This is a genomic window from Brenneria salicis ATCC 15712 = DSM 30166, from assembly GCF_003315515.1.
In the GTDB taxonomy this organism is placed as follows: domain Bacteria; phylum Pseudomonadota; class Gammaproteobacteria; order Enterobacterales; family Enterobacteriaceae; genus Brenneria; species Brenneria salicis.
The window spans coordinates 52584-78811 of the sequence record NZ_QNRY01000014.1 but is presented as its reverse complement, the minus strand read 5'-3'; the positions used below and the strand labels follow the sequence as shown (position 1 = coordinate 78811).

Genomic DNA, 26228 nt, shown 5'->3' with positions numbered 1-26228 from the left:
TCACATCCTCTGCCCTATAGTGAAGTCCCAACCTTTGCCGGGAACCGCATCCATCAATTGTTGGGTGTAAGGCTGTTGCGGACTAACCAGCACGCTGGCCGCCGGACCGTATTCGATGATCTGGCCGTGCTGCATCACCAGCACATCATCACAGACCTGCGCCGCCACCCGTAGATCGTGGGTGATGAATAAAATGGCCACCTGCATGCGCCGTTGAATATCGTCAAGCAGTTGCAGCACCTGCGCCTGTACTGAGACGTCAAGCGCCGATACCGCTTCGTCGGCGACGATCACATCCGGTTCCATCGCCAGCGCACGGGCGATGGCGATGCGTTGCCGCTGCCCCCCGGAAAACTGATGCGGATAACGATCGATGGCGTCAGCCGGCAATCCGACCAGTTCCAGCAGTTCCTGACCACGAGCCCAGGCCTGGGCGAACGACACGCCGTAGTTCATCGGGCCTTCCACCAGACTGCGGCCAATGGTCATGCGCGGATTGAGCGACCGGTTAGGGTCCTGAAAGATCATCTGGATGCGTTTGCGGTGGGGTTTTAATCCGGCCGTCGTAAGCTCGGAAATATCCTTGCCGGTGACGCGAACCGCACCGTCCGTCGGTGTGAGCAAACGCATCACGCAGCGGGCCAACGTTGACTTGCCGGAACCGCTTTCGCCGACGATACCCAGCGTTCGGCCACGTTTGAGCATAAAGGTCACGTCATGCAGCACACGCGTTCCTTCGCGTCGTTTGCGCAACCCGAACCATGCGCCGCCGGAGGCCGGATAGGTTTTACCCAGTTCAACGACGTCAAGCACCACTTGTACACGGGCCGCCTCACCACGCGCCGGTCTGGGCGTGAGACTCGGCACCGCGGCCAGCAGCGCCTTGGTGTAATCCTCACGCGGTTGAGACAGCACCTGCCGCACGGTGCCGGATTCAACAATGTGTCCCCGGCGCATCACGCAGACACGGTGGGCGATATCCACCACCACGCCCATGTCGTGGGTGATGAAGAGCACTGCAGTGCCGTGCTTTTCCTGTAGTTCACGGATCAGTTTAAGGATCTGTTGCTGAGTCGTCACGTCAAGCGCCGTGGTCGGCTCATCGGCAATCAACAGGCGAGGTTCAAGCACCAACGCCATCGCGATCATGATGCGCTGGCGCTGACCGCCGCTAAGCTGATGCGGATAGGCGTCATGGATGCGCTTGATGTCCGGCAGATGCACCTGCGCCAACGCCTCCATCACCCGCTCATAACGATCCGAAGCGTTCAGATCGGTATGCGTTTGCAGCACTTCGTCAATCAGACGCCCGACTGTGAGCACCGGGTTGAGGGCGGTCATGGGTTCCTGAAAAATCATCGCCATGCGGCTGCCGCGTAGCGCCTTGAGCCGTCCGGCGCTGACTTGCAAGACATCTTCTCCGTCCAGCCAAATGCGTCCGCTCACCGCCGTGAGCGCGTCTTTCGGCAGCAAACCGAGCGTGGTCAACGACGTGACCGACTTGCCCGAACCGCTTTCGCCCACCAAACATACCGTCTCCCCGGCATGGATTTCGAATGAGATATCCTGGAGGATCGGAACGCCTTGCGCGGTATTCACGCATAAGCGTTCCACACGCAGGATGTCGTTTTGACGTTCGCTCATGCGGCCCCCTTCTTATTCTTCAGGCGCGGGTCGAGAGCGTCGCTCACCGTGTCGCCCAACAGATTGATCGACAAAATACACAGCGACAAAGCCAGCCCCGCCCACAATACCAGCGAAGGCTTGAGTTGGAAGTACACGCGGCCCTCGGCGATGATGTTGCCCCAGGTCGGAATTTCCGTGCCGATGCCCGCGCCGAGAAACGACAAAATCGCTTCGGTCAGGATCGCCGATGCGCAGATATAGGTACTCTGCACAATCAGCGGCGCCAGCGTATTGGGCATCAGGTGCCGGGTGAGGATCTTGAAACTGGAGGTACCCATCAGCACCGCGGCTTCTACATACGGTTCTTCGCGGGCCGACAGCACTCTGGATCGCACCAGACGCACCACCTGCGGTATTTCCGGCACCATGATGGCGATCATAACCGTCCAGATACCTGCGCTGCTCAGCGAAACGATAGCGATCGCCAGCAGGATGCCGGGGATCGCCATCAGGCCGTCCATCACCCGCATCAGCAAAGCGTCGATACCCCTGAAATAGCCCGCCAGCAATCCTAACGGCAGGCCGATAAGCACGCTCATCAGCGTTACCCCCAGGCCCACAATCAGTGAGATACGCGCGCCATAGACAATGCGCGAAAACAGATCGCGGCCATAAGCGTCGGTGCCAAGCCAGAATTCGGCGCTGGGCGGTTTCAGCCTAAACGCCGGCGACAACGTCACCGGATCGTAATTGGCGATCCAGGGCGCGAAGATCGCCATCGTCACGATCAGCGCCAAAATGACCAGCGCGATGGCCGACGTCAGCGGCAAACGCGGCAGTTTGAACAGTCTAAGCCGGGACGCAGGCAAGGACAGAGAAACGGGTTTACTCATAGCCATGCCCTCAGTAACGAATGCGCGGATCGCTGATCGCATACGACAAATCGATCAGCAGATTGATGACGACATACACCCCGCTGGTCAGCAGGATCATCCCCTGAATTACCGGGTAATCCCTGGCCAGCACCGCATCCACGATCAAGCGTCCCAAACCGGGGATGTTAAACACGCTTTCGGTCACCACAACCCCGGAAATCATCAACGCGAAGCCGGTGCCGATCACCGTCAGGATCGGGATCATCGCATTGCGCAGCGCGTGACGGAACAGCACATGGATCTCTGACAATCCCTTGGCGCGGGCGGTGCGGATGAAGTCTTCGCCCAACACCTCCAGCACGCTGGCCCGCGTCATGCGGGCCACCAGCGCGATATATACCGAAGATAAGGTCAATGCCGGCAACACGATCCTCTGCGCGAACGGCCAGACCCCGGCGCTGATGCTGCTGAATCCCTGAACCGGCAACCACTTCAGTTCGATGGCGAACACCGAGATCAACACATAACCGATAACGAATACCGGCACGGAGAAACCCAGCACCGACGAAGACATCACCAGATTGTCGATCCACGTACCGTGCTTCCAGGCCGCCAATACGCCCAGCGGCACTGAAATCACAATGGTGAAGACAATCGCCGCCAGCGCCAGACTCAGGGTGGGTTCCAGCCGCTGACCAATCATGGTCAATACCGGCGTATTGGCCATAAGGGAGGTACTGAAATCCCCTTGCAATAACTGCCAAATCCACACGAAAAACTGCTGGTATAACGGCTCGTTCAGGCCAAGACTTTCACGAATGGCCTCCAGTTGCTGCGGGGTCGCCATGTCGCCGGCGATAATCGCCGCCGGGTCGCCGGGTGACAGCCGCAACAACAGGAAGACAAACAACGCGACGACCAACATCACCGGGATCGCCGCCAGTACGCGGCGGAAAAAGTAACCAAGCATAGGGACCTCCGAAGGCATTATTCACATCGCAATCAGTCGCTTTTCTCGACGTTCCAGAACACCGTGGACGGCCCGGCCATCAGGTGACTGATACGGTTATTCCAGACCGCCACGTCATAGAACTGGCCCAACGGAATGTAGCTGACCTGTTCCATCGCGCGTTTCTGGATCTCCACCGCGATCGCTTTCTGCCTGACCGGATCGGTGGCGGTGGCGAAATCCACCCGCAGTTCGTTCATCGTCGGATCGGTCGGCCAGCCAAACCAGGCGCCCTGCCGCCCACCGCCATCAAGCATCGGATTGACCACCGGATTCCAGATAGTTTCCGCGTTCCAGTAGGTGAAGAACAGGTTCCAGCCGCCCTGTGACGGCGGATTCTGGTTGGCCCGGCGCGACACCAGCGTCTGCCAGTCCATTGGTTGCAAATCAACCTTGAAGCCCGCCTTGCGTAAAGCCTGAGCCACCACCACCGGTTGCGGCGCCTGACTCGGTACATCGGTCGGCTGCATGATCACCACTGGCGTGCCGTCATAACCGGCTTTCTTCAACAGCGCTTTGGCCGCTTCCAGGTCGCCGCCCTTAAGCAGCGACTCGCCGCCCGCCTGCGTTTCCAGAATCGTGCCGCAACCGAATACCGAGGCGCACAGTTTGAAGTACTCCGGGTTGCCCACCAATGCGTCGAGCACGTCTTTCTGGTTCATCGCCAGCAGCGCGGCGCGGCGAATATCCGGGTTATCGAACGGCGGATACAGGAAGTTCATCCGTCCGCCGGTCATCGCCCCCAGTTTGCTCAGCACTCCGGACTTGAGTTCAGGATTGGCCTGCACCATCGGCAGCAGATCGATCGGCAACTGTTCGATGAAATCGATGTCGCCGGAGGACAACGCGTTGATCGCCGTCATACGGTCCGGCATATTGATCCATTCCACGCGATCAACATTGACCACTTTGCCGCCCACAGTCCCGCTCGCCGGCTCCTGGCGCGGCACATATTGCTGGAATTTCTCGTAAACCACGCGATTACCGGGATCGAACTCGCCGGCGACAAACTTATACGGGCCGGAACCAGTGTAGTCGGTAATCATTTTACCGTCAGGCGTGTTGGCAACCCGCTCCGGCATCATGAATGCCGCAACCGACGAAGGCTTGGCCAACAGTTGCAGGACGTAGCCGAAAGGTTTGGCCAGCGTCAGGGTGATGGTTTTATCGTTGGTGGCGGTAATCCCGGCGGTGTACTTCATCATTAACTGACCGCCGACGTCGTACCGCGCCCAGCGCTTAATCGAGGCGACGCAATCCGTGGCGGTGACTGGCTTGCCGTCATGCCAAAGCAGGCCGTCACGTAACGTAAAAGTGTAGGTCAGGCCGTCTGGCGAAACGGTCCAGTCGGCCATTTGCGGCTTGGGCTCAACGTTCTCGTCCAAACCGATCAGGGTATCGTAAATCATATAACCGTGGTTGCGGGTGATCTGCGCCGTTGTCGCGATGGGATCAAGCACGCGTAAGGATGACGACATCACCGCGTACAGGGTTTTCTCCGCGGCCAGGGCGGATGAGGCGAACAAGGCGGCGCTCAGGCCGAACGGCAACAACAGACTGGCGATCAGGCAACGAGATGGGTGCATTTTCATTCTCAACACTCCTTAAAATGGCAATGTTTGATGTCAGGACTTGCTGTGTGATGCAACGCCGGATATCCAAGGTCGCGGTTTGCAGCCATCGGACAGCCGGCGCGCGGCTTGTTCTCCCCGCTCAGGGACGCTTAACGCCTGTCTGACGGGTAATGATGCCGTAATGTTCGATACGTCTGTGGCGCGCGAAGTCAAAGATGGTGCGCTTACCGAACTGACACAAATCCATGTCGCAGCGGTGGACGATGAGTTCGTCGTCCTGCCCCTTGGCTCTGGCGACCACGAAACCGTTGGGATCGACGATCACGCTGCCGCCCATCAGTGGAAAACCGTCTTCGATCCCGGCCTTGGCGACGCCGACCACCCAGGTGGCATTCTGGTACGCGCCGGCCTGCATGCATAATTCGGAATGGAACAGTCGCGGCGCTTCGTCTTCACCGCGATTCTGCGCGTTTACCGACGGCGTGTTGTAACCCAGCGTGATTAGTTCCACCCCTTGCAGCCCCATAACGCGATAAGTCTCCGGCCAGCGGCGATCATTGCAGATGCACATACCCATTATGGCGCCCTGGCTTTCCCAGGTCGGAAAACCCAGGTCGCCCGGTTCGAAATAGCGCTTTTCCAGATGCTGAAAATCCCGATGAATATCGAACTCTACATGCCCCGGCAGATGCACCTTACGGTATTTTCCTATGATTTCGCCCTGGCGATTGGTCAGGATCGAGGTGTTGTAATGATGGCCATCGGGGGTCAGTTCAGCATAGCCGAAAGTGATGGCGATACCGTGCTCGCGGGAAAAATCAAACAACGGCTGCGTCACCGCATTCGGCATTTCACGCTCGAACCAGGTATCGACTTCCCGCTGGTCTTCCATATACCACCGTGGAAAGAAGGTGGTCAGGGCCAGTTCGGGAAAGACCACGAGTTCGCACTCTTGCTGCCGGGCCTGTTCCAGTAACGCCAGCATGCGCTGGACCACGCTTTCTCTTGAGTCGCTTTTTTGGATCGCCCCCAGTTGGGCGCCGCCGATAACGATTTCGCGCATGCCATATCCTCCACAAGACCGACTCGGTGTCGGCAAACCGTTGCAGTGCGTAGGGTCATTGTGGAGGAGATGAGCTTACCTGTCGTATACCAATATGTCGGTGCTGATTAACCTGATGTTAATCGAAACGGATGTTAATCCGACCTGATGTTAATCGAGATTGAACAGGTGAAAACCGCCCTCTTCCAGCGTGCTGCGCAGATGTTCGACGAATACTTGCGCAAATTGCGCCAAAGGTTCACGCCGCAGATGCACCAGACTGATAGTCAGGCGTTCTTCATCAAGAAGCGGCAACACCGCCATACGCGCCGAATCCGACGCACGGTAGGAAATTTCATCGACGACGGAAAAACCGATGCCGTTTTTAACCAGAGCACAGGCGTGATGGGGAGAATCGACATCAATGCTGGGTCGATACGGAAGCCCCACGCGTTCGAACGTCTGATTCATGAAACTGTGAAACGGGGTATCCGCGGCATAGCCGATAAATGCAGTCTCCGCCAGCGCGTCAGGCAGTTCATTCGCCGGAATGCGGGTCAGCGGATGATCCGCCGGACATACCACCAGCACCCGGATATAGCTCAGGGGAATGGCACGCAGATTGGGATGATCGATCGGAAACAGGGAAATCCCGAAGTCAGCCAGCCGATCGAGCAACCGCTCGCGCAACAAGGCATGACGCAGACATTCCAGGCTGACAAGGATGTTTTCGTTGCACCGTCGGAAAGCAGCGATGGCATCCGGCACCAGTTGATGCCCCAGACTGGGGCTGCTGGCGATGCGTAGTACGCCGTGGCGCTGCTGAACCAGATTGTGCAATGTGGTGTTGACGCGCTGAATATCGCGATAGACCAATTCAACATCGTTGAAGAGAGATCGCGCCTCTGGGGAGGGGTATAACCGTCCCTTAACCCGTTCGAACAGTTGAAAGCCAATACGCGCCTCGGTATGGGAGAGCATCCGGCTGACCGCAGGCTGAGACACATACAGAAGTTGCGCAGCGCCGTTGATCGAACCGGTGATCATAACGGCGCGAAAGACTTCGATCTGACGCAGATTGAGCGATTGCATTCGACCTACCTTTGTGAAATTGATGACGTCGCCTACCGCCGAACGCTTAACAACAGGTTATATGATTATAGCAATTAGTATGCCAACGACATAAACAAGCCGAATGTTACGCTGACAGCAGCGAAACAAGCCGGTAATAATAAGATTTGCACACTTTTTGAGGAGTCTAACCGCCGTGGACGTGTCACAAACGATCCTGCCTATCTTCCTGCTGATCATACTCGGCTATGTTCTGGCCCGTCGTGGCGTCCTTGATCCCCACGCCAACAAGGTGCTGGGCGGCCTTGCTTTCAAACTGTTCATGCCGATGGTGCTGTTCACCGGGATGATCAACGCGCCGCTGCACGACGGCCTGAACATCCAGATCCTGGCCGCGTATTTCATTCCGGCGTTGTTCATTTTCGCGGTGGTCAACCTGTTCGCCCATCGCAGGCTGGGGCATCCCACCCCCTTCGGCCTGACCGCCTCCTTTGCCAACAATGCCCTGATCGGTCTGGCGATGGTGGCGGGGCTGTTTGGCAACGGCGGACTGGTGCTGTTGTTCACCGTCCTCGCGGTACACAGTCTGCTGCTGTTCAGCGCTCAGAGCTTCTACGACAGCCTCGCGGGCAGCGAACCGTTCAAAGCCGGCATTCTGGTCGCCAGCCTCGCCAATCCGATGATTGGCGGCCTGCTGTTGGGAACGGCGGTCAATCTGTCTAACCTGACGCTGCCGGGCTGGAGCATGACGCTGGCGACCTGGCTGGCGCAGGCGGCATTGCCCTGCGCGCTTATTGTGCTTGGCGCCAACCTCTCCGGCTATCGGCTGCGTCCCAGCACGCTTGTCGCCGGCATCACCGTCGCCAAGCTGCTCGCCATGCCTTTGCTGGTGCTGCTGACCTGCCTGTTGTTGAACATCGACGGCATGCCGCGCAGCGTACTGGTGTTGATGGCCGCCAACCCCTCTGGCGTCAATGTGCTGGGATTTGCGCGCTCGCGGGAGGACAGTCAGACCACCAGTTCGGCTATTTGTCTTTCCACGCTGCTGTCGATGGCCACTCTGCCGCTATGGATGTGGATAATCAGTCTGCTTTAAGCCGCGCCGTCATTGAATCCCGTGTGGCCGTGACGCCTGCCCGGTAATGGGTCAGGCATCACCCGAAACGATCCCGGCTAAAGCAACCCTCTATTGAATGATAATTGTTATCAAGTATAATCCCGCCCCATAAGTACGCCGTGCCGCCATCCTGATGGCGGCGCGCGTTTATTCTTAAAACACAGTCATCTGCGCCGCGAACCTGACAGGATAGACTCTGGTCTGGCAACGCAACCCATCTTTACATCGTCTTCTCGTTTTCGGGATTAAGGTAACAACCGTTGGGCTATACCGAGAAAAACCTGAACACCTATCTCGCGCACCGGGCCGAGTTTATTGACTATGCGACGACTATCATCGGCGATCGCTCGCACGGTGAAGACGTGGTGCAGGAAGCGTTTATCCGCCTGAAATCCACCGCAGCGGACCGCCTTTTTGATGAACCGGTAGGCTATTTTCGCCGGATGATACGTAATCTCGCCATCGACTGGATCCGGCGCACCAGCATCGAAAAGCGCCGGTTCGATACGGAAGCGGATATGGAGACGGTCGCCGAAGAACAGCCGTCGCCGGAAGAGATCATCGCGCATCGGCGCGAATTAGGTATTATCATGGAAGCCATCGCCGAACTGCCGGAACGCACGCGTATCGCGCTTGAAATGCACCATTTCAATGGCTGCAAATTGAAAGAGATCGCCGCCCACCTCAATATTTCCGTCACGCTGGCGCATTCGCTGATTTATGAAGGGCTGGCGCACTGTCGTCGGCGTCTTGCTAAAAAAACAGCAAGCTGATTCGTTATTTATGTGAGTGGCTTATTGGCAAGCCGTTAATTCCATAGGAAGCAATCCCATTCAATCGAACGAGAAAGAAAAACAGGCGCAGCAGGATGCTATCGACTGGTTGATTGCGTTACAGGAAGATCCGAACGATACGGACGTTTTGGCGCGATTCAACGCCTGGCGTGACAGCAGCGAGGAAAATCAGCGGGCATGGCTTGAAGCGCAGCATGTCTGGAACCTGCTGGATGAAACGCGCCATACGCCGAATCTGCACACTCGCACCGCACGATTTACGCCACCACCGCATCCGGTTGCGTCTCAACGCTGGCGCGTCGATTTGCGCCGTCTGGCGCTGTCGGCGGCGGCGGCCGTGGTCTGTCTTGCGGTGCTGCTGCAACCCGCCATCAACCAATGGCTGGCCGCGGACTACGCCACAGGGATCGCTGAAACCCGTCAGATTCGGTTGGATGACGGCAGCACCGTCTGTCTTGGCGCCGACAGCGCCATCAAGGTGACGTTCGAACCCCGATCGCGGCAGGTAATACTGTTGTCCGGCGAAGCCTATTTCGACGTACAACCTGATACGGCGCGTCCTTTCCACGTGGCGGCGGGAACGGTGGACACGACCGTGCTCGGCACCGCCTTTGATGTCAGGCTGATGGCTGATAGCGTGATGGTGGCGGTGAATCACGGGCGCGTCGCCGTCGCCGCGCCGGAGGCTCAGCCACGTATCGGCGCGCCGTTGCAAGCGGGCGATTGGGTGCGTATCGCCAAAAACGGACAGGTCGAGCGCGGCCAGGATGCGCCGGAATTAGTCGGCGGCTGGCGCGCCGGCATGTTGATCGTCAAAGACCGTCCCATTGCGGATGTGGTGGAAGAAATCCGCCGCCATTATCGCGGCGCTATCCTTCTGACTGACAGCACGCTGGCGCAACAGCGAGTCACCGGGGCTTATGATCTTAACGCGCCAGTGGATGCCCTCAGAGCCCTCGCCCAGGCGCACGGCGGCAACGCACGGCAAATCAGCCCGTGGGTTACCGTTATCTCAACACGTTGATAAAACTGGACTTCCCACTATTTTTCCGCAAAACGTCATTTTTCTCTGAAAAATTCATCCGCTATTTCGTTCTTTAATCAGGGGCATGGCGATAGCGGCGTATCGCCTTTTCAACGGCATAAACGACAAGGGTTTGGAGAATGAGAAAAAAGGGGATGGCAGGAAAAGAGATTATCAGCGCTGTGATGATCACACTCGGCGTCAGCACATCGGCAACCGCGCAACAGGCGGTTTCGTCTATCCCCGTCAACATCGGCGAGCTAAAAACCGTAAATATCGCCCCGCAGTCGCTCCAGAACGCGCTGCTCCTGTTCAGTCAACAGACAGGGACGCAAACCTCTGCCGATGCCGCCATCATGCAGGGACAATCCTCCCCCGGCGTAGCGGGAACAATGACGCCGCAAGCCGCGGTTGAGCGACTACTTGCCGGCACCGGATTACGCTACCAGTTTATTTCCCCCGCGACGGTGTTAATCGTCAGAGCGGACAGTGACAACGTCACAACATCGGATATCGTGACCGTCACCGCCGTGGCGGAAACCGCAACCAGCCCGGTCAACGGCTATCGCGCCACCCGCTCGGCAACCGGCACCAAAACCGATACCGCGTTGCGTGATATTCCGCAATCGATTCAGGTGGTGCCGCGTGACGTCATTACCGACCGACAGACCACCAGTCTGAGCGAAGCGTTACAGAACGTGTCCGGCGTGCAGCAAAGCGGCACGTCCGGCAACCGGGCGGAAACCTTTATGGTGCGCGATTTCTCATCGCCGTCCTACGCCATCGACGGCGTCATGCTCAACCCGGTGGGCGATCGTCCAGAAACCTTTCTCGACCTGGCCAATGTGGAGCGTATCGAGGTACTAAAAGGACCGGCTTCCGCTTTGTACGGTCGCGGACAACCGGGCGGCCTCATCAATATCGTCACGCGCCAGCCAAGCTATACCTTTGGCGGGGATGCCTCGCTTCAGACCGGGAGTTTCGGCTTCTAGCGCGGCGAAGGATCGGTGAACGGCCCGCTGAATGACGCTAAAACGCTTTCCGGCCGCTTGTCCGGCGCGCTCCAGACTGAAGACGGATTCCAGGATGCCCGTGCCCGCAGCAGCCGTCAGTTCATTAGCACCGCCTTGCGCTGGGAGCCGACCGACGCGACGCGTTTCACCTTTGGCCTCGACTACACTAACCAGACGCTACCCTTCGACCGGGGCTTGATCGTCGGCGGAGACAATCAGGTCACCCTGCCGCCAGAGCGTTTTCTTGGCGAAAAATGGTCGGAAATTAACGCGCATAAAACGCGCGTTTCGCTGGGCGCCGAGCACAACGTTAATGACCAACTTACATTGCGTGGTTCGCTGCGTTATGACGATGCCCGTGTTAATGATACCGGCATAGATTACCGCTCGCTGGAAGACGATGGCCGCACGCTCAACCGCCGCTATAGCGATCGGGTGGAAGATTCGCGCAATATTGACGCCCAACTGGAAGCGCAACTTAAACTGTACACTGCCACTATCGACCATACCTTGCTCAGCGGCGTGCAGTATAGCCGCTCACGGATGGACTTTACCGCCTACCGCGCCAATATCGATCCCATTGATATCTATGATCCGGTTTACGGCGCGGCCATGCCGACAACGCGTTTAAACTCGGATTTCGTTGAAAATATTAAAATGGCGTCGGTGTTTCTTCAGGATCAGATTGAATTTTCACCGCAGTGGAAGGCGCTGGCGGGACTGCGCTACGATCGCGTCTGGCAGGAAATGGATCAGAAAATCGGCGATGGCGAGCCTGATATCAATGATGGCGCGCTGACCGCACGGCTGGGGCTGGTCTATCAACCGATTAATCCGGTTTCGCTGTATGCCAGCTATGCGGAAAGTTTCGCGCCGCAAAGCGGTCAGACCCGTGATGGTCTGGCGCTGGCGCCGGAAGAGGGCTGGCAGGTTGAAAGCGGCGTAAAAATCGATCTGATCCCAGACCGGCTTTCACTCACCACCGCCGTGTTTCAGATCACCAAAACCAACGTTAAAGCCAGCGATCCACTGGATTCCGACTACGCGGTAACCACCGGCGAACAGCCCGTTCGCGGCGTGGAAATCGACCTTACCGGTGAAATCACCCCCGGCTGGCGCGTTATCGCCTCCAGCGCCTATCTGGATGCACGCATCACCCACGATCAGGATTATGAAGCCGGTAACCGCTTGACCGGCGTACCGCTATGGAGCGGCAGTTTGTGGACAACCTATGAATTGCAACGTGGCGCGCTGTCCGGCCTGAAATTTGGTTCCGGCCTACAGGCGGTCGGCGCCAGAAAAGGCGATCTCGATAACAGCTTCTCCGTCGCCGGTTACTACCGTCTGGACGCTATGGTTTCCTACAAGCTCAATAAAAACCTGGCGTTTTCGTTGGTTGGCCGCAACCTGACCGATCAGGCGTATATCGCCACACCGGTCAGCCGCACCGAAAACCATCCCGGCGCGCCGCGTAGTGTCTTTGCCACGGTCGAGGCCACGTTTTGATACGGATAATTTATATGATACGGATAATGTAATGGAAAACGCTGTGTTGCCGGTCGCTGCGCGAAGTGACGCTTGAAGCGCGCCGGGGCGAGTTTATGGCGATTATCGGCCCGAACGGATGCGGCAAAAGCACCGCGCTTAAGGTGCTGGCCGGCCTGTTGAACGCCGCGCAAGGCCGGGTGCTGATCGACAAACAACCGATAGGCGACTACAGTCGGCGGCAATTGGCGACGCGGCTTGCCATGCTCGCTCAGTCGGGCGACGCTCCGGCCGGTATGACCGTCGCCGATCTGGTCGGCATGGGGCGTTACACGCATGAATCCTGGCTGCGCCGCCAGACACCGCACGATCGTGAACAGGTGGCGCTGGCAATGGAAAAAATGGCGATTGCCGATCTCGCGCAGCGACGTCTCGGCGAGCTTTCCGGCGGCCAGCTTCAACGGGTACGGATGGCGATGACGCTCGCGCAGGATGCGCCGATCCTGCTGCTTGACGAACCCACCAATCATCTCGATCTGAAACATCAGTATGCGCTGCTCGACATCGCGCGCGCGGAATCACGCAATGGCCGTGCTGTGGTTGCCGTACTGCATGATCTGACTCAGGCAAGTCTTTACGCAGACCGGCTGGTGCTGATGGATCAGGGCCGCATAGAAGCCAGCGGCACGCCGCAGGCGGTGTTGACCATCCCGGCGATAGAGAAAGTCTACGGTATCCGCACCGAAGCGATAAATATCGGCAATGCGGTCATCCATATTCCCACAGCAGCATTGTCGGCAAGGCAAGTGTCTTCCGGGGAACCATCGTCAGGGAGAAGGTCATGAAAGCGCTGCTGCTGCCCGTCGCGGCGCTCGGTCTGGTGATGCTGTCGGTATTACACTTGTGCATCGGCGCCCGACCGCTCAGCCCCTCGGTGGTGATGGCCGCGCTTTTTGATTACGATCCGCGAAACTATTCGCATATCGTCGTCGTTAAGCAGCGGTTGTCGCGTCTTGTCGTCGCGCTCGGTATCGGCGCGATGCTGGCGGCGTCGGGTTATACGCTGCAAAAGCTGCTGCGTAATGATCTGGTCTCGCCGTCAACGCTCGGCATCAACAGCGGCGCGGCGGCCTTTTCCGTCGGCGGCGTCTATTTCCTCGGCCTGTCCGGTACGAATTTGGTGTGGCCCGCTCTGGCGGGCGGCGTCAGCGCATTGATTTTCGCTTTTTTTGCCGCCGATCTGCTGGGACGGCATCGCCGCGAACCGCTCAACCTGGTGCTTGGCGGCGCCATGAGCGCCACATTGTTTTCATCGGCCACTGCCTTCATCCTGTCGCTCGATCCGGACGCCTTCGGCAATATGTTAGGCTGGCTGGTGGGCGATATCGGTATTTTCGACTACCAGACGCTGATGGTTTTCTGGCCGTTCGGTCTGCTGGCCCTGGCCGTGCTTTTCCTTCTGTCGCGTCCGCTCGACGTGCTGGGGATCGGCGCAGAGCAAGCCGCCGCGCTGGGCGTGAATCCGCAATGGATACAAGTGCTGACGCTGGCCGCCACGGTGGTGCTGCCGGTTCTGGCGGTGACTATCGCAGGCCCGATCGGTTTTGTCGGGCTGATTGTGCCGCATATCGCCCGGCTGTTTGTCGGCGAAAGCGGACGCATGCCGCTCGCCGTCGCCATGTTGCTCGGCAGCGCTCTGCTGACCGGCGCGGACATTCTGGCGCGTATGCTGCTGGCTCCCCGACTGCTCAACGTCGGCACCATCATGGCGCTGGTCGGCGGGATCGCGTTTCTGCTCATCACCCTGATGGTATTGCGGAGACGAACGGCATGAGGCATAGGTACTTTTTTCGGCTGGGCCCAGTTCATCTCCCCTGCTCGCGCCGTTTCATTATCGTGACGGCGGCGCTGGCGGGTGTGATGGTGTTGGTGTCCGGCGCGGCGCTATGCCTCGGCACCACCGATACCCCACTGCTGGCGATCCTACGTTGGCTATTGTCGCCGGTTACGCAGAGCGATGCGGAAACCGACGCGCTGATGCAACTCCGCGCGCCGCGCGTTATCGTCGCCCTACTCGGCGGCGCGATGGTCGCCGCCTCCGGTTACCTGTTGCAGGTCGTTTCCGGCAATGGTCTGGCCGATCCTGGACTGATTGGTATTTCACCGGGCGTCAGCGCGTCGATTTTGCTCGGCTTGATGCTGTTCGGTATTCCAGCCGAATGGCTGGCGGCAACCGGTTTGCTTGGCGGGCTGATGACTGGCGCGCTGGTGTTGACCCTGGCATTCCGCCTGCGGGCCGCTAATGGACTGATTCTGATTGGGCTGGCCGTCAGCGTTACGCTGGGCGCGGTGATCGAAATCGTCATGGTCAGCGGCGGCATCACGCAATTTTCGCGCTATGTCATCTGGTCCCACGGTTCTCTGACCGCTGTATCATTCGCCGATGCAGGCAGGCTGGCGCATTGGGCGGCCGCGCTCGGCACTCTGCTGTTCGCCGCGCCACGGCTTATGGCGCCACTGATGCTGGGCGTCGAGCAAGCCAGCGCTATCGGCGCCGCGCCGCGTTGGTCGCGTCCATTACTGGTTCTGCTGGCGACCGCGCTGGTCGCGCCCGTCGTTTCGCTGACGGGCCCATTCGCCTTCGTTGGCCTGATTGCCGCCCACACCGCGCGGCGTCTGGTCGCCGATCGCTCTGACGAGGTGCTGCCTGTGGCGATGCTGATCGGCGCGCTGTTGTTGCTGTTGGCGGATATCGCGGGCCGGACGCTGTTTTTACCGGTTATCGTGCCGGCTGGCCTGATTGTATCCATTGTCGGCGTCATCGGCTTTCTGGCCTTCGCCAAAGCCACCGCAAAACAAACATAAGAGAAACGCGATGTTCCGTATCCTGCTGTTTATCTCCTGCTGTTTCACTGTGCCGCTCTCTCAGGCGCGCACCGTTACCGACCATTCGGGCAATATCGTCAACGTACCCGACGCGCCGCGGCGCATCGTCTCTCTGCATGACTGGACGCTCACCGTGATGACGCATGAACTGGGTACGCCGCTGATTGCCAGCACCGGGCGGCTCGCCGCCGACGGCAGCCAGTATATGCGCGGCGCACGCGACTTGTTTGGGCTGGATTTTTCGCAGATCGCGCTGGCTTCCATACATGGGAAACTTGATTTGGAGCGGCTGCGGGCGCTCAAACCAGACCTGATTCTTGCCAACACCGGTGATTACGCCGCGCTGAGATCGCCGCTATCGAGCATCGCGCCAACGCTACTGTTTAACCCGGAACAGGGCCGCCCCATGCTCGATCTTTATCAGGATCTGGCCGACTGGCTCGGCAAGAGGGCGGAATTCGACGCGCTAAGGCAGCGTTACACCGCGCAAGCGACCGCGCTGCGTAACCGGTTGGACGTGCCCGGCACCTATGTGGCGTTGCTGGTTAATGGCCGAGACGGAACGATACAGATCCTTAAAGAATACGGCGCATTGACCACCGTCATGGACGATCTCGGTCTGCGCCGCATGCCGATCGTCGAGACCATCCCTGCGGGGACCGATCGGATGACCATCGGCGCAGAGCTTATAGAGTCCATTGACGCCGACTATATCGTTACCTCGTATTTATCGGATCAAGGCGAAGACGCACAGAGCATCGAGCAGGATTTCGATCGGATTGCACCGGGCGCGCGCGGTTTTTTACAGGCGTTCGTTAATCAGCGTGTACTCCGTTTTTCGCGCTATGAAGTCTATCCGCCGAGCTTTAAAGGGCTGGAAATGACATTGAAAAACGTTGAATCCGCCATCGCCGCAAAGTAGTCCGTTCTGAACGGATAAGATGCGGAATGCATTTTTTAACGTGCGGATGTCACCGCCAGTATTGATTTTATCTGCACAAAACTCGCCATGCCATGCTGTATAAAAAAGCCAATCGAGATGTGGATTGGCTATCAGCAGTCAATAAAAGCGTCTGACAGGTCAGGGATTATCCCGCTGCATATTCCCGCTCATGGCTTAACGCAAAAACGGGGAGCCTGATTGATGGGATATAGCGCCAGGGGAAAGGGTTACAACCAATGAGAAACAGGATTGCCCATGACGTTCCGGCGTCATGAGCAATGAACGCCGCCGTTAAAAACGGTAGATATAACCGACGCTGAGCGCGGTCTGGCTTGAACTATCAACCAGCGGGCTATCTTTGATGCCGCTGCCGAACCGAGTGGCGCTTGCATCAAGGAATAACGTATGACGACGCGCCATAGTATAGTCCATCCGCACCCCTACCTCGGCGTTGGCGGTGGATTCGCCTTCATAGAAAGCGCGGTCTGCGCGTACTTCCGATGTTTTCACGCCATAGTAGTAATCAACGAATTTGCTATCGACCCATTCGACACCCACCCGCGGCGTTATGCCGAAAGCGCCGGACGCAAAGCGCCGTTCCGCCAGTAATTTGGCGCGGGTGCCTTTACTCTCGCCGGAAACGTCGCCGAGCACCTCAGCCGAGAGATCGACGATACCGGTCTTCCAGATCATTGCCCCCCCAGCCCAGACGCCGCCCTTGCGATCATCCATGCCGGAAAGATACGGAGAGTCATCCGCATCGTAGCCGTCCCCGGCGTATTTGGCCCGCAGCCGCAGAGAAAACGCTTCGCTGGCGTTGAGCTTCAGATCCAGCCGTGGCACGGAGGCGCTAATCCACCGGTTTTCATAAGAAAATATCGGCAGAGGAAGCACATCCGTATCAATATCACGATAAGGTTTCTGAACGACAGCGACGCCAGCGCCCAGACTCCACTGTGAGGATTGCCCCTCGCCTGTATTCGCGCTCTGCGCCACTGCCGTCGGCATCCAGGAAAGCGCGACGGCGAACGCCGCTGCCGCAGAGACAGAACCGCCGACCAGCTTGAAAGAATGGGTGTGATGCTTCATTTCATAGTCCTTTTTAACGTGAGGGGGTATTCAAGGGCGTCGTCAAGCCCTGGAAAATCTGGAAAAACACATCCATCGCTCTGACTATTGCGTTTATACGCAACATTATATTAAATAACAAAACGAAACGATACTGTTTCGTTTTGTTATTGTCAATCCACAATTCTACACTTTTAATCTTTCACTATTGTTACTCCAAATGGGTTGTCAACAAATAATAAATTAATATAATCAATTAATTAGAATGAACCTCCTTTTATTTTTCCTCAGGTGCGCTACTGGCAACATTTCTTGACAAGCCCAGAACGATACTGCATCGTTTCGGAATAATCCTCTTTTTTTCTCAGCAAGGAACTTGACGGAGCACTGATGTCCAGAAGCAAAACAGAAAGCGTGCGCAACGCTTTTTTAACGGCCGCTATCGAGGTATTCCTTGAGGTGGGGTTTGAACAGGCGGCGATGGATGCGATAGCGGCAAGATCAGGCAGAGCGAAATCCACCCTCTATCGCTATTTTGACTCGAAAGAAGCCTTGTTTTCCGCGTTGATCGTTAAAGCGTCTCAGGGACATGACAACGAAATAATCAATTTCTTGTACCGTAGCGGAAATGGCCCGCAAACCGGCAACAGTACTGAAAACGCCGTCGATTCCCTTATTTTCCCTAGCCATGAAGCAGACTGTAAACACGCGCTGACCCAATTCGGCCAGTACATTCTCACGCATTTTCATACGCCGCAGGCTCTGGCGGTGCGGCGTATGATGATTGCCGCGGCGGCAACGCACCCGGAGATCGGCAGGCATTACTATGAGCAAGGTCCGTCCCGTGTCATAAAACATCTTGAACAATATTTTAGTCCACTGATTGATATGGGATATTTTCACAGGGCCGATCCCCATGTGGTTGCTTGTCATTATTTTGGTTTGCTGGTGTCAGAGATAAATGAAGCGGGTTTACACAATGTGATAACCAAACTGAATGATGAACAAAGCAAGGAGATCGCCTCGCGTTCGGTAACAGTTTTTATGCGCGCTTATGTGTGCGAATTTCCACAGTGAAAACACCCCCGATTGTCGCCATCCGTTATAGCGGCTGTCATTTCATGGTTGTGAGTGTGTTTCATTACAGATAACGCTATTCTGTGCGCTTATTGAGTTAAATCACAATATTGCGCGTACTTTTGAAACAGCGAGTTTGGAATGGACAGACTGACCAGTATGAGCGTTTTCGTCCGGGCGGTTGAAACCGGCTCCTTCACTGCTGCCGCGGATGTGTTGACCATGTCACCGCAACTAGTGGGAAAACATGTCTCCATGCTGGAGCAACATCTGGGGGTGCGGCTGATTAACCGCACCACCCGGCAACACAGCCTAACGGAGTCCGGTCGTCATTTTTACGAACACTGTAAGATAATCCTCGCCGAAGTGGAAGCGGCGGAGTCCTTTGCTGCTCAGGCCAGAGCGATACCCAGCGGGCGTTTGCGCATTAATGCGCCGGTTACTTTCGGCGTCAACGCCCTGTCTCCATTGCTGCCGCGCTATCTCAAGGCCTACCCGGATATCTCTATTGAACTGACGCTGTCAAATCGTATGGTTGACCTGATCGATGAGGGTTACGATATGGTTTTTCGCGTCGGGGAACTGATTGACAGCGGACTGATAGCTAAAAAACTCGCTCCTTATCAGCTTGTGACCTGCGCATCGCCAGCCTATCTCGCCAGCGCGCCGCCGCTGACGAAACCACAAGATTTAGTAAACCATGAGTGCCTAATCTTTACCCACACCACCCTCAGAACGCAGTGGGTGTATGAAACTGAATCCGGCATCGTACAGGTTCCGGTGGCGGGACGGTTGCTCATCGACAGCGGCGAAGCCCTGACTCGCGCGGCTTTATCGGGCATGGGGGTCATGATGCAACCTGTGGAATTGGTTAATCCTTTGCTGGCGACAGGAGAACTGGTACGGGTATTAGCGGGCTATGATGTCCCCAGCCGACCTTTGCATGCGCTCTATGCACCTGATCGCAGGATCACCCCTAAATTGCGGAGTTTTCTCGATTTTTTGACGGAGGAGTTTGGTATCCGTAATAAATTTGGTCAGTGGATAATTGGTAACCGTAATAAATAGTCACCGTGCCAGGCTCGGCTTAGTCATACCGAAACCGTTGAGAGGGTGACAACGGCCCGGTATTAAAGACAGGATAGACACATCAGGCAGAACGTATTTTCAGCCTGATTTTTTCAATGTTTCCGCAAAAATCTCACCAGAAATCGCCCAGTTTTCGGTTTTTACGTCATTGAAAATGACATACACATATTGCGGATCGACCTTCGCGTGTTTAGCAATGGATTCCGTCACGTCTTTAGCAATGGCGGCCTTTGCGCTATCACGACCATCAAACATCTGAATGTTAACCACCGGCATGATATTTCTCCTTTATGCTTTGATTTATCAGTTTAGCTGACATTGTGAAGAAGCATAGCCTCACGGCGATAGTTGATAAACACATCGGCAGATGACACAGAGTAGAATATTATTCCACAATCAGTTAAAAGCGTTTTGCGCAGACAATCTTAGCAACTCATCAACAATAAACCGCACGCCCGGCAATAAGTGACGGGAGCGCGGCCAGATAACGTTCAGTTCAGTGGGCGATGGCGCAAGCGCCGACAGCACGGGTTTCAGCTTCTGTTGTTCAATAAAAGGACGCAGCAATAATTCAGGAAACTGCACGATCCCGGCGCCCATAATACACGCCTCAATCATGGCGTCACCATCACTGATTTGATGAAAAGGCGTCGGGTTGAATTTGACATCCCGACCGTCCGTGCCTTTTATCAGCCAACTCAGCGGCGAACCGCCCCGCCATGCCATCACACACCGGTGTTGAGCAAGATCTTCCAGCGTGTTAGGAACGCCGCGGCAAGCCTGATATCCGGGTGAGGCGCAGAGAATCAAATGCTGTTTATTGAGTTGGCGCGCCACCAAATCCGGGTGATCTTTCATCGAGCCAAAGCGTATAGCCAGGTCGAATCCCGCATCCAGTGGATCAATCACCTTGTCATTGAAAGTAACGGTCAGCTTCAGATGCGGATAACGTTCGGTCATCCCCAACAAAATAGGCATCATAATTGAATGACCGAATGCGGTGGGCATATCAATGCGAACCGTGCCGCAAGGCGCTGTGAGATTAGAGCATAACGCCAGTTCAGCCGCATTGAGTGTGTCCAGCGCGCTGAGGCAACTCGTCAGATAGGTTTCGCCTTCGGAGGTCAGACTTATCTTTCGGGTGGTGCGATGAAAAAGCGGGGTGCCAAGCTTTTCTTCAAGGCGACGGATACTTTTGCCAATGGCGGATTTGGTTATTCCTAATTCTTCCGCGGCGGCGGTGAAACTTTGCGCACTTGCCGCCACGACAAAATACGTTATTCCTTTCAGCGTATCTGCAAGCAGTACAGGTGTCATCATTCAACACCCAAGAAAAATATTTTAAGTAAGCATTGCAGCCTACCATAGTCGGCGGCAACCGCAATTCAGTTAGTGATGAGATACTCATCACAATATTACGTTGATCAGATTGTCAACGTCAGTTTTTTATTAAACTATGTGCGTGGATTGTAACTGCACAGCAGGCAAAACCTGATTTGGCGAAATTTCTGTTTCAATAGAAATTTCGCCAAATCAGGTTTTTTTTTCCCCTAAAATCAAGGTGGATTTGTATTATGACAACGGTAGACTCAACATCAGCCATACTGCGTGAAATAGGTGGAGTGGAAAATATTGTTTCATTATCCCACTGCATGACGCGTTTAAGGTTTGTATTGAAAAAAGACGATACCATTGATGATGAGCGCATCAAAAATATTTCCGGCGTGATGGGAATCTCCCGTCGAGGTGGACAATATCAAGTAATCGTTGGGACGGATGTATCCCGTTTTTATACCTATCTGATGAAACTGATAGCAGTAAACGATAATATCAGCCCGTCAGTCGAGCTAAAAGAGGAACAATCATCATCCAGCAAATCTTTTTCCATAAAAAAAATCGGCAACTCAATCCTTGATGTTATTACCGGAACCATGAGTTCCCTACTGCCGGTGCTTATTGGCGGCGGGATGATTAAGATACTTCTCCAGGTTTTAGAGCTATTCAATGTATCGACGGAATATCCCACCATCAAACTTCTCGGTATTATCAGTGATGCCGCCTTTTACTTTATGCCTATCATGGTGGCTTATTCCGCAGCAGTGAAGATGAAATGTAGCCCGATGTTATCGGTCGTCATCGTAAGTATTCTTATTCATCCCGATCTTATTGCGATGTTTACACGAGGAAATTCGTCATTCTTAACCGTTCCCGTTGTGGCTTCACATTATGCCTCATCTGTCATTCCCGCCTTTCTTATTGTCTATTTTTTATCCTTAATACAACCGATTACCGATAAGTATATTTCAGGATGGGCTAAAACCATTTTCAAACCCATGTTGATACTACTAATTTGTGTTCCTGTTTCATTGGTTCTGCTGGCGCCGTTGGGAAATATTATTGGTTCAGGGATCGCGTCGATAATTATTTCGGCCACTCAGGGAAGCTTTAGCTGGTTAACGCTAGGTATTTTTTCAGCAATATTGCCATTCTTGATCGTTACCGGTATGCATTGGGCGATGGTGCCCTATATGATTAGTTCAATGGGAACAACCGGACATGAATCCATTGTATTGCCTTGTATGTTGGCGGTGAATATCGGATTTTCCGCCGCCAGTGCAGCCGTTGCGTGGAAAACCAAAAATACCAATCTGAAAGCCATTTCCATATCCGGTTTCATCACCGCGGCGATATCCGGCATAACCGAACCGGTCATTTATGGCGTGGCATTAAAACTTCGCAAGCCCTTTATTGCGACGATGATTGGATCAGGTATAACGGGCGTCTTTATCGGTGTGGTTTCGCTTAAAGCCTATTCGTTTAGCGTGCCTTCTCTGGTGGCGATATTAATGTTTATGAAAAGCAGTGAGTACACTAATTTAATTTATGCAGTTATCGCAGTGATAATGTCTTTCATACTATGCTTTATCATGACGTTAATTTTAGGATGGGATGATCCTGAAGATTAATGAAAATCAATTATACACTTAAATAAGTAGAGATAATCTATGAAAATTGGAATTATCGGCACCGGAATGATCGTTCATGATTTGCTTACCACGATCAACGATCTGGATATCAAATTAGTCGCTATTTTGGCAACAGAGGCCACCGTTGATGAAGGTCATAAATTAAGTGCTACCTATGGGATCCGCCACGTTTTTGTTGACTATGATAGCCTGCTGCAAAGCGATGTCGATACCATCTATATCGCTCTGCCAAATCATTTACATTTTTCTTTTGCAAAACAAGCGCTTGAAAGAGGCAAGCACGTCATTATAGAAAAACCGATTGTTCCTTATAAATCCGAGCTAGTTGAATTGCAACAGATCGCTCAGGCTAAAAACCTGATCATTCTTGAGGCAATGAATATTCATTACCTGCCTGCTTTTGTTTTACTGAAAGAAAAAATCAAGGCATTAGGTGAAATAAAAATCGCCCAATTTAATTACAGTCAGTATTCATCAAGATATGCGGATTTTAAGAACGGTATCATTCATCCTGCATTCGATCCGAAAAAATACGGCGGCGCATTGATGGATTTGAATATTTATAACATACATTCCATTATCGGATTGTTTGGTTCACCAAAATCATCACAATACTTTGCGAATGTTGAAAAAGGAGTCGATACCAGTGGTATTCTCTATTTAGATTATGGTCAATTCAAAGTATCCAGTATCGGCGCAAAGGATTGCAAAGCGCCGATTATGATATCGATTCAAGGGACTGAAGGAAACATTGTCATAGAAAGCTCTATGAATATTCTGAAAACGTTCACTTTCAATAAAAACACGGGCGAATCGGAATTAATTGATGGGAACAACAATAAACACCGTCTATATTACGAGTTCAACGCGTTTTCTCACATTATAGATAATTTGGATTATGAGCGCGCTCATGCTATGTTGGACATCAGTCTTAAGGCTTTGGATGTTATTGATTCCGCGAGAGTCAATAACGGAGGTTGTTAAAAATGAAAAGTGATAAAATACTTACCGTTGGTTATATCGGAAATGGTAAAAGCACCAATAGATACCATTTACCTTTTGTATTACAGAATAAAGAAAAATTTCACGTAAAAACCATTTATTCCCCAAGTAAAGGGAAAAAAGACTGGGATGAGATCCCCGATGTTATATATACAAACGACATCAATGTTCTGTTAAACGATCCCGATATTGATCTGATCGTAGTCTGTACGCCCGCCGTCACCCATTATGAACTGGCAAAGCAAGTTCTTAATGCCAATAAGCATTGTCTGGTAGAGAAACCCTTCACTCACACCACCCGTCAGGCAAAAGAATTATTTGAATTGGCGAAAAGTAAAAATCTGGTGGTCCAATGCTATCAAAACAGAAGATTTGACAGTGATTTCCTCACGGTTCAGAAAGTTATTGAATCTGGAAAATTAGGCGATCTGTTAGAAGTAGAAATGCATTATGACTATTATCGGCCTTACGTCCCGGAACAATGTAAAAATTATGTGCAGGTTGATACCTACTTATATGGTCATGGTTGTCATACCTTAGATCAGGTATTGTCTTATTTTGGTAATCCTGATCATATTCGTTATGATGTCCGCCAGTTGCTTGGCGAAGGCAGAATGAATGATTACTTTGATCTGGATTTATATTATGGCATCGTTAAAGTATCGGTGAAATCCAGTTTCTTCAGAGTAAAAGACCGCCCCAGCTTTGTCGTCTATGGTAAACGCGGGATGTTCATCAAAGAGAAAAAAGATCGACAGGAAGAACATTTAAAACTCTTTTACTTACCTGATCACGCTGATTTTGGCATTGATAATCCCAGTGATTACGGAACCATTATTTATTATGATGCTGAAGGGACCTATCATGAAGAGAAAGTCATTTCCGAAGTAGGCGATTATGGACGTTTTCATGATGCGCTTTATGAATCCATCGTTAATGGTAAAGAGAAATTTGTTTCTGATGAGCAGACGATATTGCAAATTTCCTTCCTGGAGGAAGGAACGGCTCATCTGAAATAATCGTGATTGTGGGAATGAAGTGATTTTTTGTACTTCATTCCCGCTCTTGCCGCTTTTTTTCCATCCTGCGTTTACGCTAATTATTCCTCTCACTTAACCCAAAGCACAGAATATTGCTTCATGTTGAATTTAAATAAATAAAATGCTAATTTATCAAACATATTTGTTACTTCATTGGCAGGTAAAATCTGGTTTTTTTCGGGTTTTTCGAGGTTATGATGAAAATTGCCAAAATCATTAACAACAATATTGTTGTAGTTTTGGACGAAAACCATCGAGAGCAAGTCGTTATGGGGCTTGGCATCGGTTTTCAGAAAAAAGCCAGCGATATTCTTGATGTTAGCAAAATTGAAAAAGTATTCGCTTTAAAAAATGATGAAATCACGTTCAGATTAAGCGAATTACTCAGCCAGATCCCTATTGACGTCATGACGACCTGTGATCGTATTATCAATTTATCTAAGCAAAAACTGGGAGAATTGCAGGAAAATATTTATATCTCACTGACCGATCACTGCTACTTTGCACTTGAACGTCATAAGAAAGGCATAAATATCCGCAACGTTTTGTTATGGGAGATAAAACGCCTTTATTCTAAAGAGTATCAACTGGGTCTTGAAGCACTTGATATCATTGACAACCGTCTGGGCGTCAGAATGACTGAAGATGAAGCCGGCTTCATCGCATTACATCTGGTCACGGCGCAACTCGGTAATGAGATGCCTGAGGTAATCCACATTACTCAAATAGTTAATGAAGTTCTGGATATCACTAAATTTCAACTCAAGTTGGAATATAATGAGGATAACTTAAGTTACCATCGCTTTGTTACTCATCTAAAATTTTTTGCACAGCGGATGCTGAATCGTACAACGGTTCAAGATGACGACACCGATTTACACGCTGCGATTAAAATCAATTATGGTCAGGCGTGGAATTGTGCGGAAACAATTAAAGCCCATCTGCTGAATCACTATCAGTATGAATTAACAACAGAAGAAGTGATGTTTCTTGCCATTCATATCGAACGGCTCCGTAAAGATGGTTAGATCTCAGCCGGTTTCGTTCACGTAATGTCCTGTCCCGCCCTCATCTGATGAAACATTCGGCAATCGATCGATCAGGGTCGATAAAAGGCTTGCCATCCATCCCGGACGACGCCATAATGATGCCCATTCCAGTTACTGGAAAGAAAGAAGCGTTTTAAATCAAAATGTTAGTTCATTGGCTACCTGTCATAAGAACCAACATACCCTGTACGACCGTAGCTCAGTTGGTTAGAGCACCACCTTGACATGGTGGGGGTCGGTGGTTCGAGTCCACTCGGTCGTACCAATTCATATCACGTTGCCATCTCCGGCTAATTTAGCCGAAACCCAAAGTCATAGAAATCATCCCTACCTTTCACTATAGCGTTGTTCGCCATTATGAATGCGCAATGGCAGTATTGGTCACATCCCTGAATAACCTGTTGATAAAAAATAACAATATGATTCAAATCGCCGCCCTTTTAATCCAGGGCTGACG

The 26228-nt window shown here is 53.3% G+C and carries 24 protein-coding genes and 1 tRNA gene; 16 read left to right on the top strand and 9 right to left on the bottom strand.

The window, feature by feature from the left end; translation table 11 throughout:
- The 6 genes from DES54_RS08450 to DES54_RS08425 all read right to left on the bottom strand — a co-directional run bounded on the left by DES54_RS08450 (position 1) and on the right by DES54_RS08425 (position 7218).
- The gene (locus DES54_RS08450) at positions 1-1644 is read right to left on the bottom strand and encodes an ABC transporter ATP-binding protein (protein ID WP_113866394.1); all 1644 of its coding nucleotides are present in this window, start codon (positions 1642-1644) and stop codon (positions 1-3) included.
- A complete protein-coding gene (locus DES54_RS08445; RefSeq protein ID WP_240634976.1) occupies positions 1641-2519 on the bottom strand; it encodes an ABC transporter permease in 879 nt (292 codons plus the stop codon). The genes DES54_RS08450 and DES54_RS08445 overlap by 4 nt, the downstream gene beginning before the upstream one ends.
- A 10-nt stretch (positions 2520-2529) precedes the next feature.
- Entirely contained in the window at positions 2530-3471 is a 942-nt protein-coding gene (locus tag DES54_RS08440) for an ABC transporter permease (RefSeq protein ID WP_113866390.1), read from the bottom strand.
- A 32-nt stretch (positions 3472-3503) separates the two neighbouring features.
- A complete protein-coding gene (locus DES54_RS08435; protein WP_113866388.1) occupies positions 3504-5102 on the bottom strand; it encodes an ABC transporter substrate-binding protein in 1599 nt (532 codons plus the stop codon).
- Between the two features lie 121 nt (positions 5103-5223).
- On the bottom strand, positions 5224-6147 hold the full coding sequence (locus DES54_RS08430; protein WP_113866386.1) for an N-carbamoyl-D-amino-acid hydrolase: 924 nt from the start codon (positions 6145-6147) through the stop codon (positions 5224-5226).
- A gap of 150 nt (positions 6148-6297) precedes the next feature.
- Positions 6298-7218 carry a LysR family transcriptional regulator gene (locus DES54_RS08425; protein ID WP_113866384.1) on the bottom strand — a complete coding sequence of 307 codons (921 nt, stop codon included), beginning with the start codon at positions 7216-7218 and terminating at the stop codon, positions 6298-6300.
- Positions 7219-7393: 175 nt separating this feature from the next.
- Between DES54_RS08425 and DES54_RS08420 the strand changes: the two genes are divergently transcribed.
- The 9 genes from DES54_RS08420 (at position 7394) to DES54_RS08380 (ending at position 16438) form a co-directional block, all read left to right on the top strand.
- Positions 7394-8293: an AEC family transporter gene (locus tag DES54_RS08420; RefSeq protein ID WP_113866382.1), complete on the top strand. Its 900-nt coding sequence runs from the start codon at positions 7394-7396 to the stop codon at positions 8291-8293.
- 281 nt (positions 8294-8574) lie between these two features.
- Entirely contained in the window at positions 8575-9087 is a 513-nt protein-coding gene (locus tag DES54_RS08415) for a sigma-70 family RNA polymerase sigma factor (RefSeq protein WP_113866380.1), read from the top strand.
- 16 nt (positions 9088-9103) lie between these two features.
- A complete protein-coding gene (locus DES54_RS08410; protein WP_113866378.1) occupies positions 9104-10132 on the top strand; it encodes a FecR family protein in 1029 nt (342 codons plus the stop codon).
- Between the two features lie 140 nt (positions 10133-10272).
- Positions 10273-11124 (top strand): TonB-dependent siderophore receptor, encoded by an 852-nt coding sequence (locus tag DES54_RS08405; protein WP_113866375.1) that lies wholly within the window; start codon positions 10273-10275, stop codon positions 11122-11124.
- A gap of 15 nt (positions 11125-11139) precedes the next feature.
- Entirely contained in the window at positions 11140-12651 is a 1512-nt protein-coding gene (locus DES54_RS08400) for a TonB-dependent siderophore receptor (protein ID WP_113866373.1), read from the top strand.
- 65 nt (positions 12652-12716) lie between these two features.
- The gene (locus tag DES54_RS08395) at positions 12717-13475 is read left to right on the top strand and encodes an ABC transporter ATP-binding protein (protein ID WP_205680195.1); all 759 of its coding nucleotides are present in this window, start codon (positions 12717-12719) and stop codon (positions 13473-13475) included.
- Entirely contained in the window at positions 13472-14464 is a 993-nt protein-coding gene (locus tag DES54_RS08390; RefSeq protein ID WP_113866371.1) for a FecCD family ABC transporter permease, read from the top strand. Before DES54_RS08395 ends, DES54_RS08390 begins: the two co-directional genes overlap by 4 nt.
- Complete coding sequence (locus DES54_RS08385; protein ID WP_113866369.1) at positions 14461-15495, top strand: FecCD family ABC transporter permease; 1035 nt, start codon at positions 14461-14463, stop codon at positions 15493-15495. Before DES54_RS08390 ends, DES54_RS08385 begins: the two co-directional genes overlap by 4 nt.
- A gap of 10 nt (positions 15496-15505) precedes the next feature.
- On the top strand, positions 15506-16438 hold the full coding sequence (locus DES54_RS08380) for an ABC transporter substrate-binding protein (protein ID WP_113866367.1): 933 nt from the start codon (positions 15506-15508) through the stop codon (positions 16436-16438).
- Between the two features lie 312 nt (positions 16439-16750).
- Here DES54_RS08380 and DES54_RS08375 read toward each other — a convergent pair whose 3' ends face one another.
- Positions 16751-17548: a MipA/OmpV family protein gene (locus tag DES54_RS08375; RefSeq protein WP_113866365.1), complete on the bottom strand. Its 798-nt coding sequence runs from the start codon at positions 17546-17548 to the stop codon at positions 16751-16753.
- Positions 17549-17917: 369 nt separating this feature from the next.
- On the opposite strand from DES54_RS08375, the gene DES54_RS08370 reads away from it, so the two are divergent.
- Together DES54_RS08370 and DES54_RS08365 are read left to right on the top strand one after the other, a co-directional pair.
- Complete coding sequence (locus DES54_RS08370; RefSeq protein ID WP_113866363.1) at positions 17918-18604, top strand: TetR/AcrR family transcriptional regulator; 687 nt, start codon at positions 17918-17920, stop codon at positions 18602-18604.
- A 159-nt stretch (positions 18605-18763) separates the two neighbouring features.
- Positions 18764-19672: a LysR family transcriptional regulator gene (locus DES54_RS08365; RefSeq protein ID WP_244910737.1), complete on the top strand. Its 909-nt coding sequence runs from the start codon at positions 18764-18766 to the stop codon at positions 19670-19672.
- Positions 19673-19771: 99 nt separating this feature from the next.
- Here the strand turns inward: DES54_RS08365 and DES54_RS08360 are convergent, their stop codons facing one another.
- Together DES54_RS08360 and DES54_RS08355 are read right to left on the bottom strand one after the other, a co-directional pair.
- The gene (locus DES54_RS08360; RefSeq protein ID WP_113866360.1) at positions 19772-19969 is read right to left on the bottom strand and encodes a tautomerase family protein; all 198 of its coding nucleotides are present in this window, start codon (positions 19967-19969) and stop codon (positions 19772-19774) included.
- Positions 19970-20089: 120 nt separating this feature from the next.
- A complete protein-coding gene (locus DES54_RS08355; RefSeq protein ID WP_113866414.1) occupies positions 20090-21010 on the bottom strand; it encodes a LysR family transcriptional regulator in 921 nt (306 codons plus the stop codon).
- A 257-nt stretch (positions 21011-21267) separates the two neighbouring features.
- Here DES54_RS08355 and DES54_RS08350 point away from each other — a divergent pair, with 257 nt between their 5' ends.
- From DES54_RS08350 to DES54_RS08330, 5 genes are all read left to right on the top strand, one after another.
- Positions 21268-22659 carry a PTS transporter subunit EIIC gene (locus tag DES54_RS08350; RefSeq protein WP_113866358.1) on the top strand — a complete coding sequence of 464 codons (1392 nt, stop codon included), beginning with the start codon at positions 21268-21270 and terminating at the stop codon, positions 22657-22659.
- Positions 22660-22698: 39 nt separating this feature from the next.
- Entirely contained in the window at positions 22699-23664 is a 966-nt protein-coding gene (locus DES54_RS08345) for a Gfo/Idh/MocA family protein (RefSeq protein WP_113866356.1), read from the top strand.
- A gap of 2 nt (positions 23665-23666) precedes the next feature.
- The gene (locus tag DES54_RS08340) at positions 23667-24701 is read left to right on the top strand and encodes a Gfo/Idh/MocA family oxidoreductase (RefSeq protein ID WP_211185896.1); all 1035 of its coding nucleotides are present in this window, start codon (positions 23667-23669) and stop codon (positions 24699-24701) included.
- Positions 24702-24919: 218 nt separating this feature from the next.
- Positions 24920-25750 (top strand): BglG family transcription antiterminator LicT, encoded by an 831-nt coding sequence (gene licT / locus DES54_RS08335; RefSeq protein WP_113866410.1) that lies wholly within the window; start codon positions 24920-24922, stop codon positions 25748-25750.
- Positions 25751-25959: 209 nt separating this feature from the next.
- Positions 25960-26036: transfer RNA gene (locus tag DES54_RS08330), tRNA-Val, on the top strand.
- Positions 26037-26228: the final 192 nt, after the last annotated feature.

Bases quoted from the DNA above. Each gene is read 5' to 3' on its own strand.
- DES54_RS08450 (WP_113866394.1), bottom strand. From the start codon at position 1,644: ATGAGCGAACGTCAAAACGACATCCTGCGTGTGGAACGCTTATGCGTG.
- DES54_RS08445 (WP_240634976.1), bottom strand. From the start codon at position 2,519: ATGAGTAAACCCGTTTCTCTGTCCTTGCCTGCGTCCCGGCTTAGACTG.
- DES54_RS08440 (WP_113866390.1), bottom strand. From the start codon at position 3,471: ATGCTTGGTTACTTTTTCCGCCGCGTACTGGCGGCGATCCCGGTGATG.
- DES54_RS08435 (WP_113866388.1), bottom strand. From the start codon at position 5,102: ATGAAAATGCACCCATCTCGTTGCCTGATCGCCAGTCTGTTGTTGCCG.
- DES54_RS08430 (WP_113866386.1), bottom strand. From the start codon at position 6,147: ATGCGCGAAATCGTTATCGGCGGCGCCCAACTGGGGGCGATCCAAAAA.
- DES54_RS08425 (WP_113866384.1), bottom strand. From the start codon at position 7,218: ATGCAATCGCTCAATCTGCGTCAGATCGAAGTCTTTCGCGCCGTTATG.
- DES54_RS08405 (WP_113866375.1), top strand. From the start codon at position 10,273: ATGAGAAAAAAGGGGATGGCAGGAAAAGAGATTATCAGCGCTGTGATG.
- DES54_RS08390 (WP_113866371.1), top strand. From the start codon at position 13,472: ATGAAAGCGCTGCTGCTGCCCGTCGCGGCGCTCGGTCTGGTGATGCTG.
- DES54_RS08385 (WP_113866369.1), top strand. From the start codon at position 14,461: ATGAGGCATAGGTACTTTTTTCGGCTGGGCCCAGTTCATCTCCCCTGC.
- DES54_RS08380 (WP_113866367.1), top strand. From the start codon at position 15,506: ATGTTCCGTATCCTGCTGTTTATCTCCTGCTGTTTCACTGTGCCGCTC.
- DES54_RS08375 (WP_113866365.1), bottom strand. From the start codon at position 17,548: ATGAAGCATCACACCCATTCTTTCAAGCTGGTCGGCGGTTCTGTCTCT.
- DES54_RS08370 (WP_113866363.1), top strand. From the start codon at position 17,918: ATGTCCAGAAGCAAAACAGAAAGCGTGCGCAACGCTTTTTTAACGGCC.
- DES54_RS08365 (WP_244910737.1), top strand. From the start codon at position 18,764: ATGAGCGTTTTCGTCCGGGCGGTTGAAACCGGCTCCTTCACTGCTGCC.
- DES54_RS08360 (WP_113866360.1), bottom strand. From the start codon at position 19,969: ATGCCGGTGGTTAACATTCAGATGTTTGATGGTCGTGATAGCGCAAAG.
- DES54_RS08355 (WP_113866414.1), bottom strand. From the start codon at position 21,010: ATGACACCTGTACTGCTTGCAGATACGCTGAAAGGAATAACGTATTTT.
- DES54_RS08350 (WP_113866358.1), top strand. From the start codon at position 21,268: ATGACAACGGTAGACTCAACATCAGCCATACTGCGTGAAATAGGTGGA.
- DES54_RS08345 (WP_113866356.1), top strand. From the start codon at position 22,699: ATGAAAATTGGAATTATCGGCACCGGAATGATCGTTCATGATTTGCTT.
- DES54_RS08340 (WP_211185896.1), top strand. From the start codon at position 23,667: ATGAAAAGTGATAAAATACTTACCGTTGGTTATATCGGAAATGGTAAA.
- licT (WP_113866410.1), top strand. From the start codon at position 24,920: ATGAAAATTGCCAAAATCATTAACAACAATATTGTTGTAGTTTTGGAC.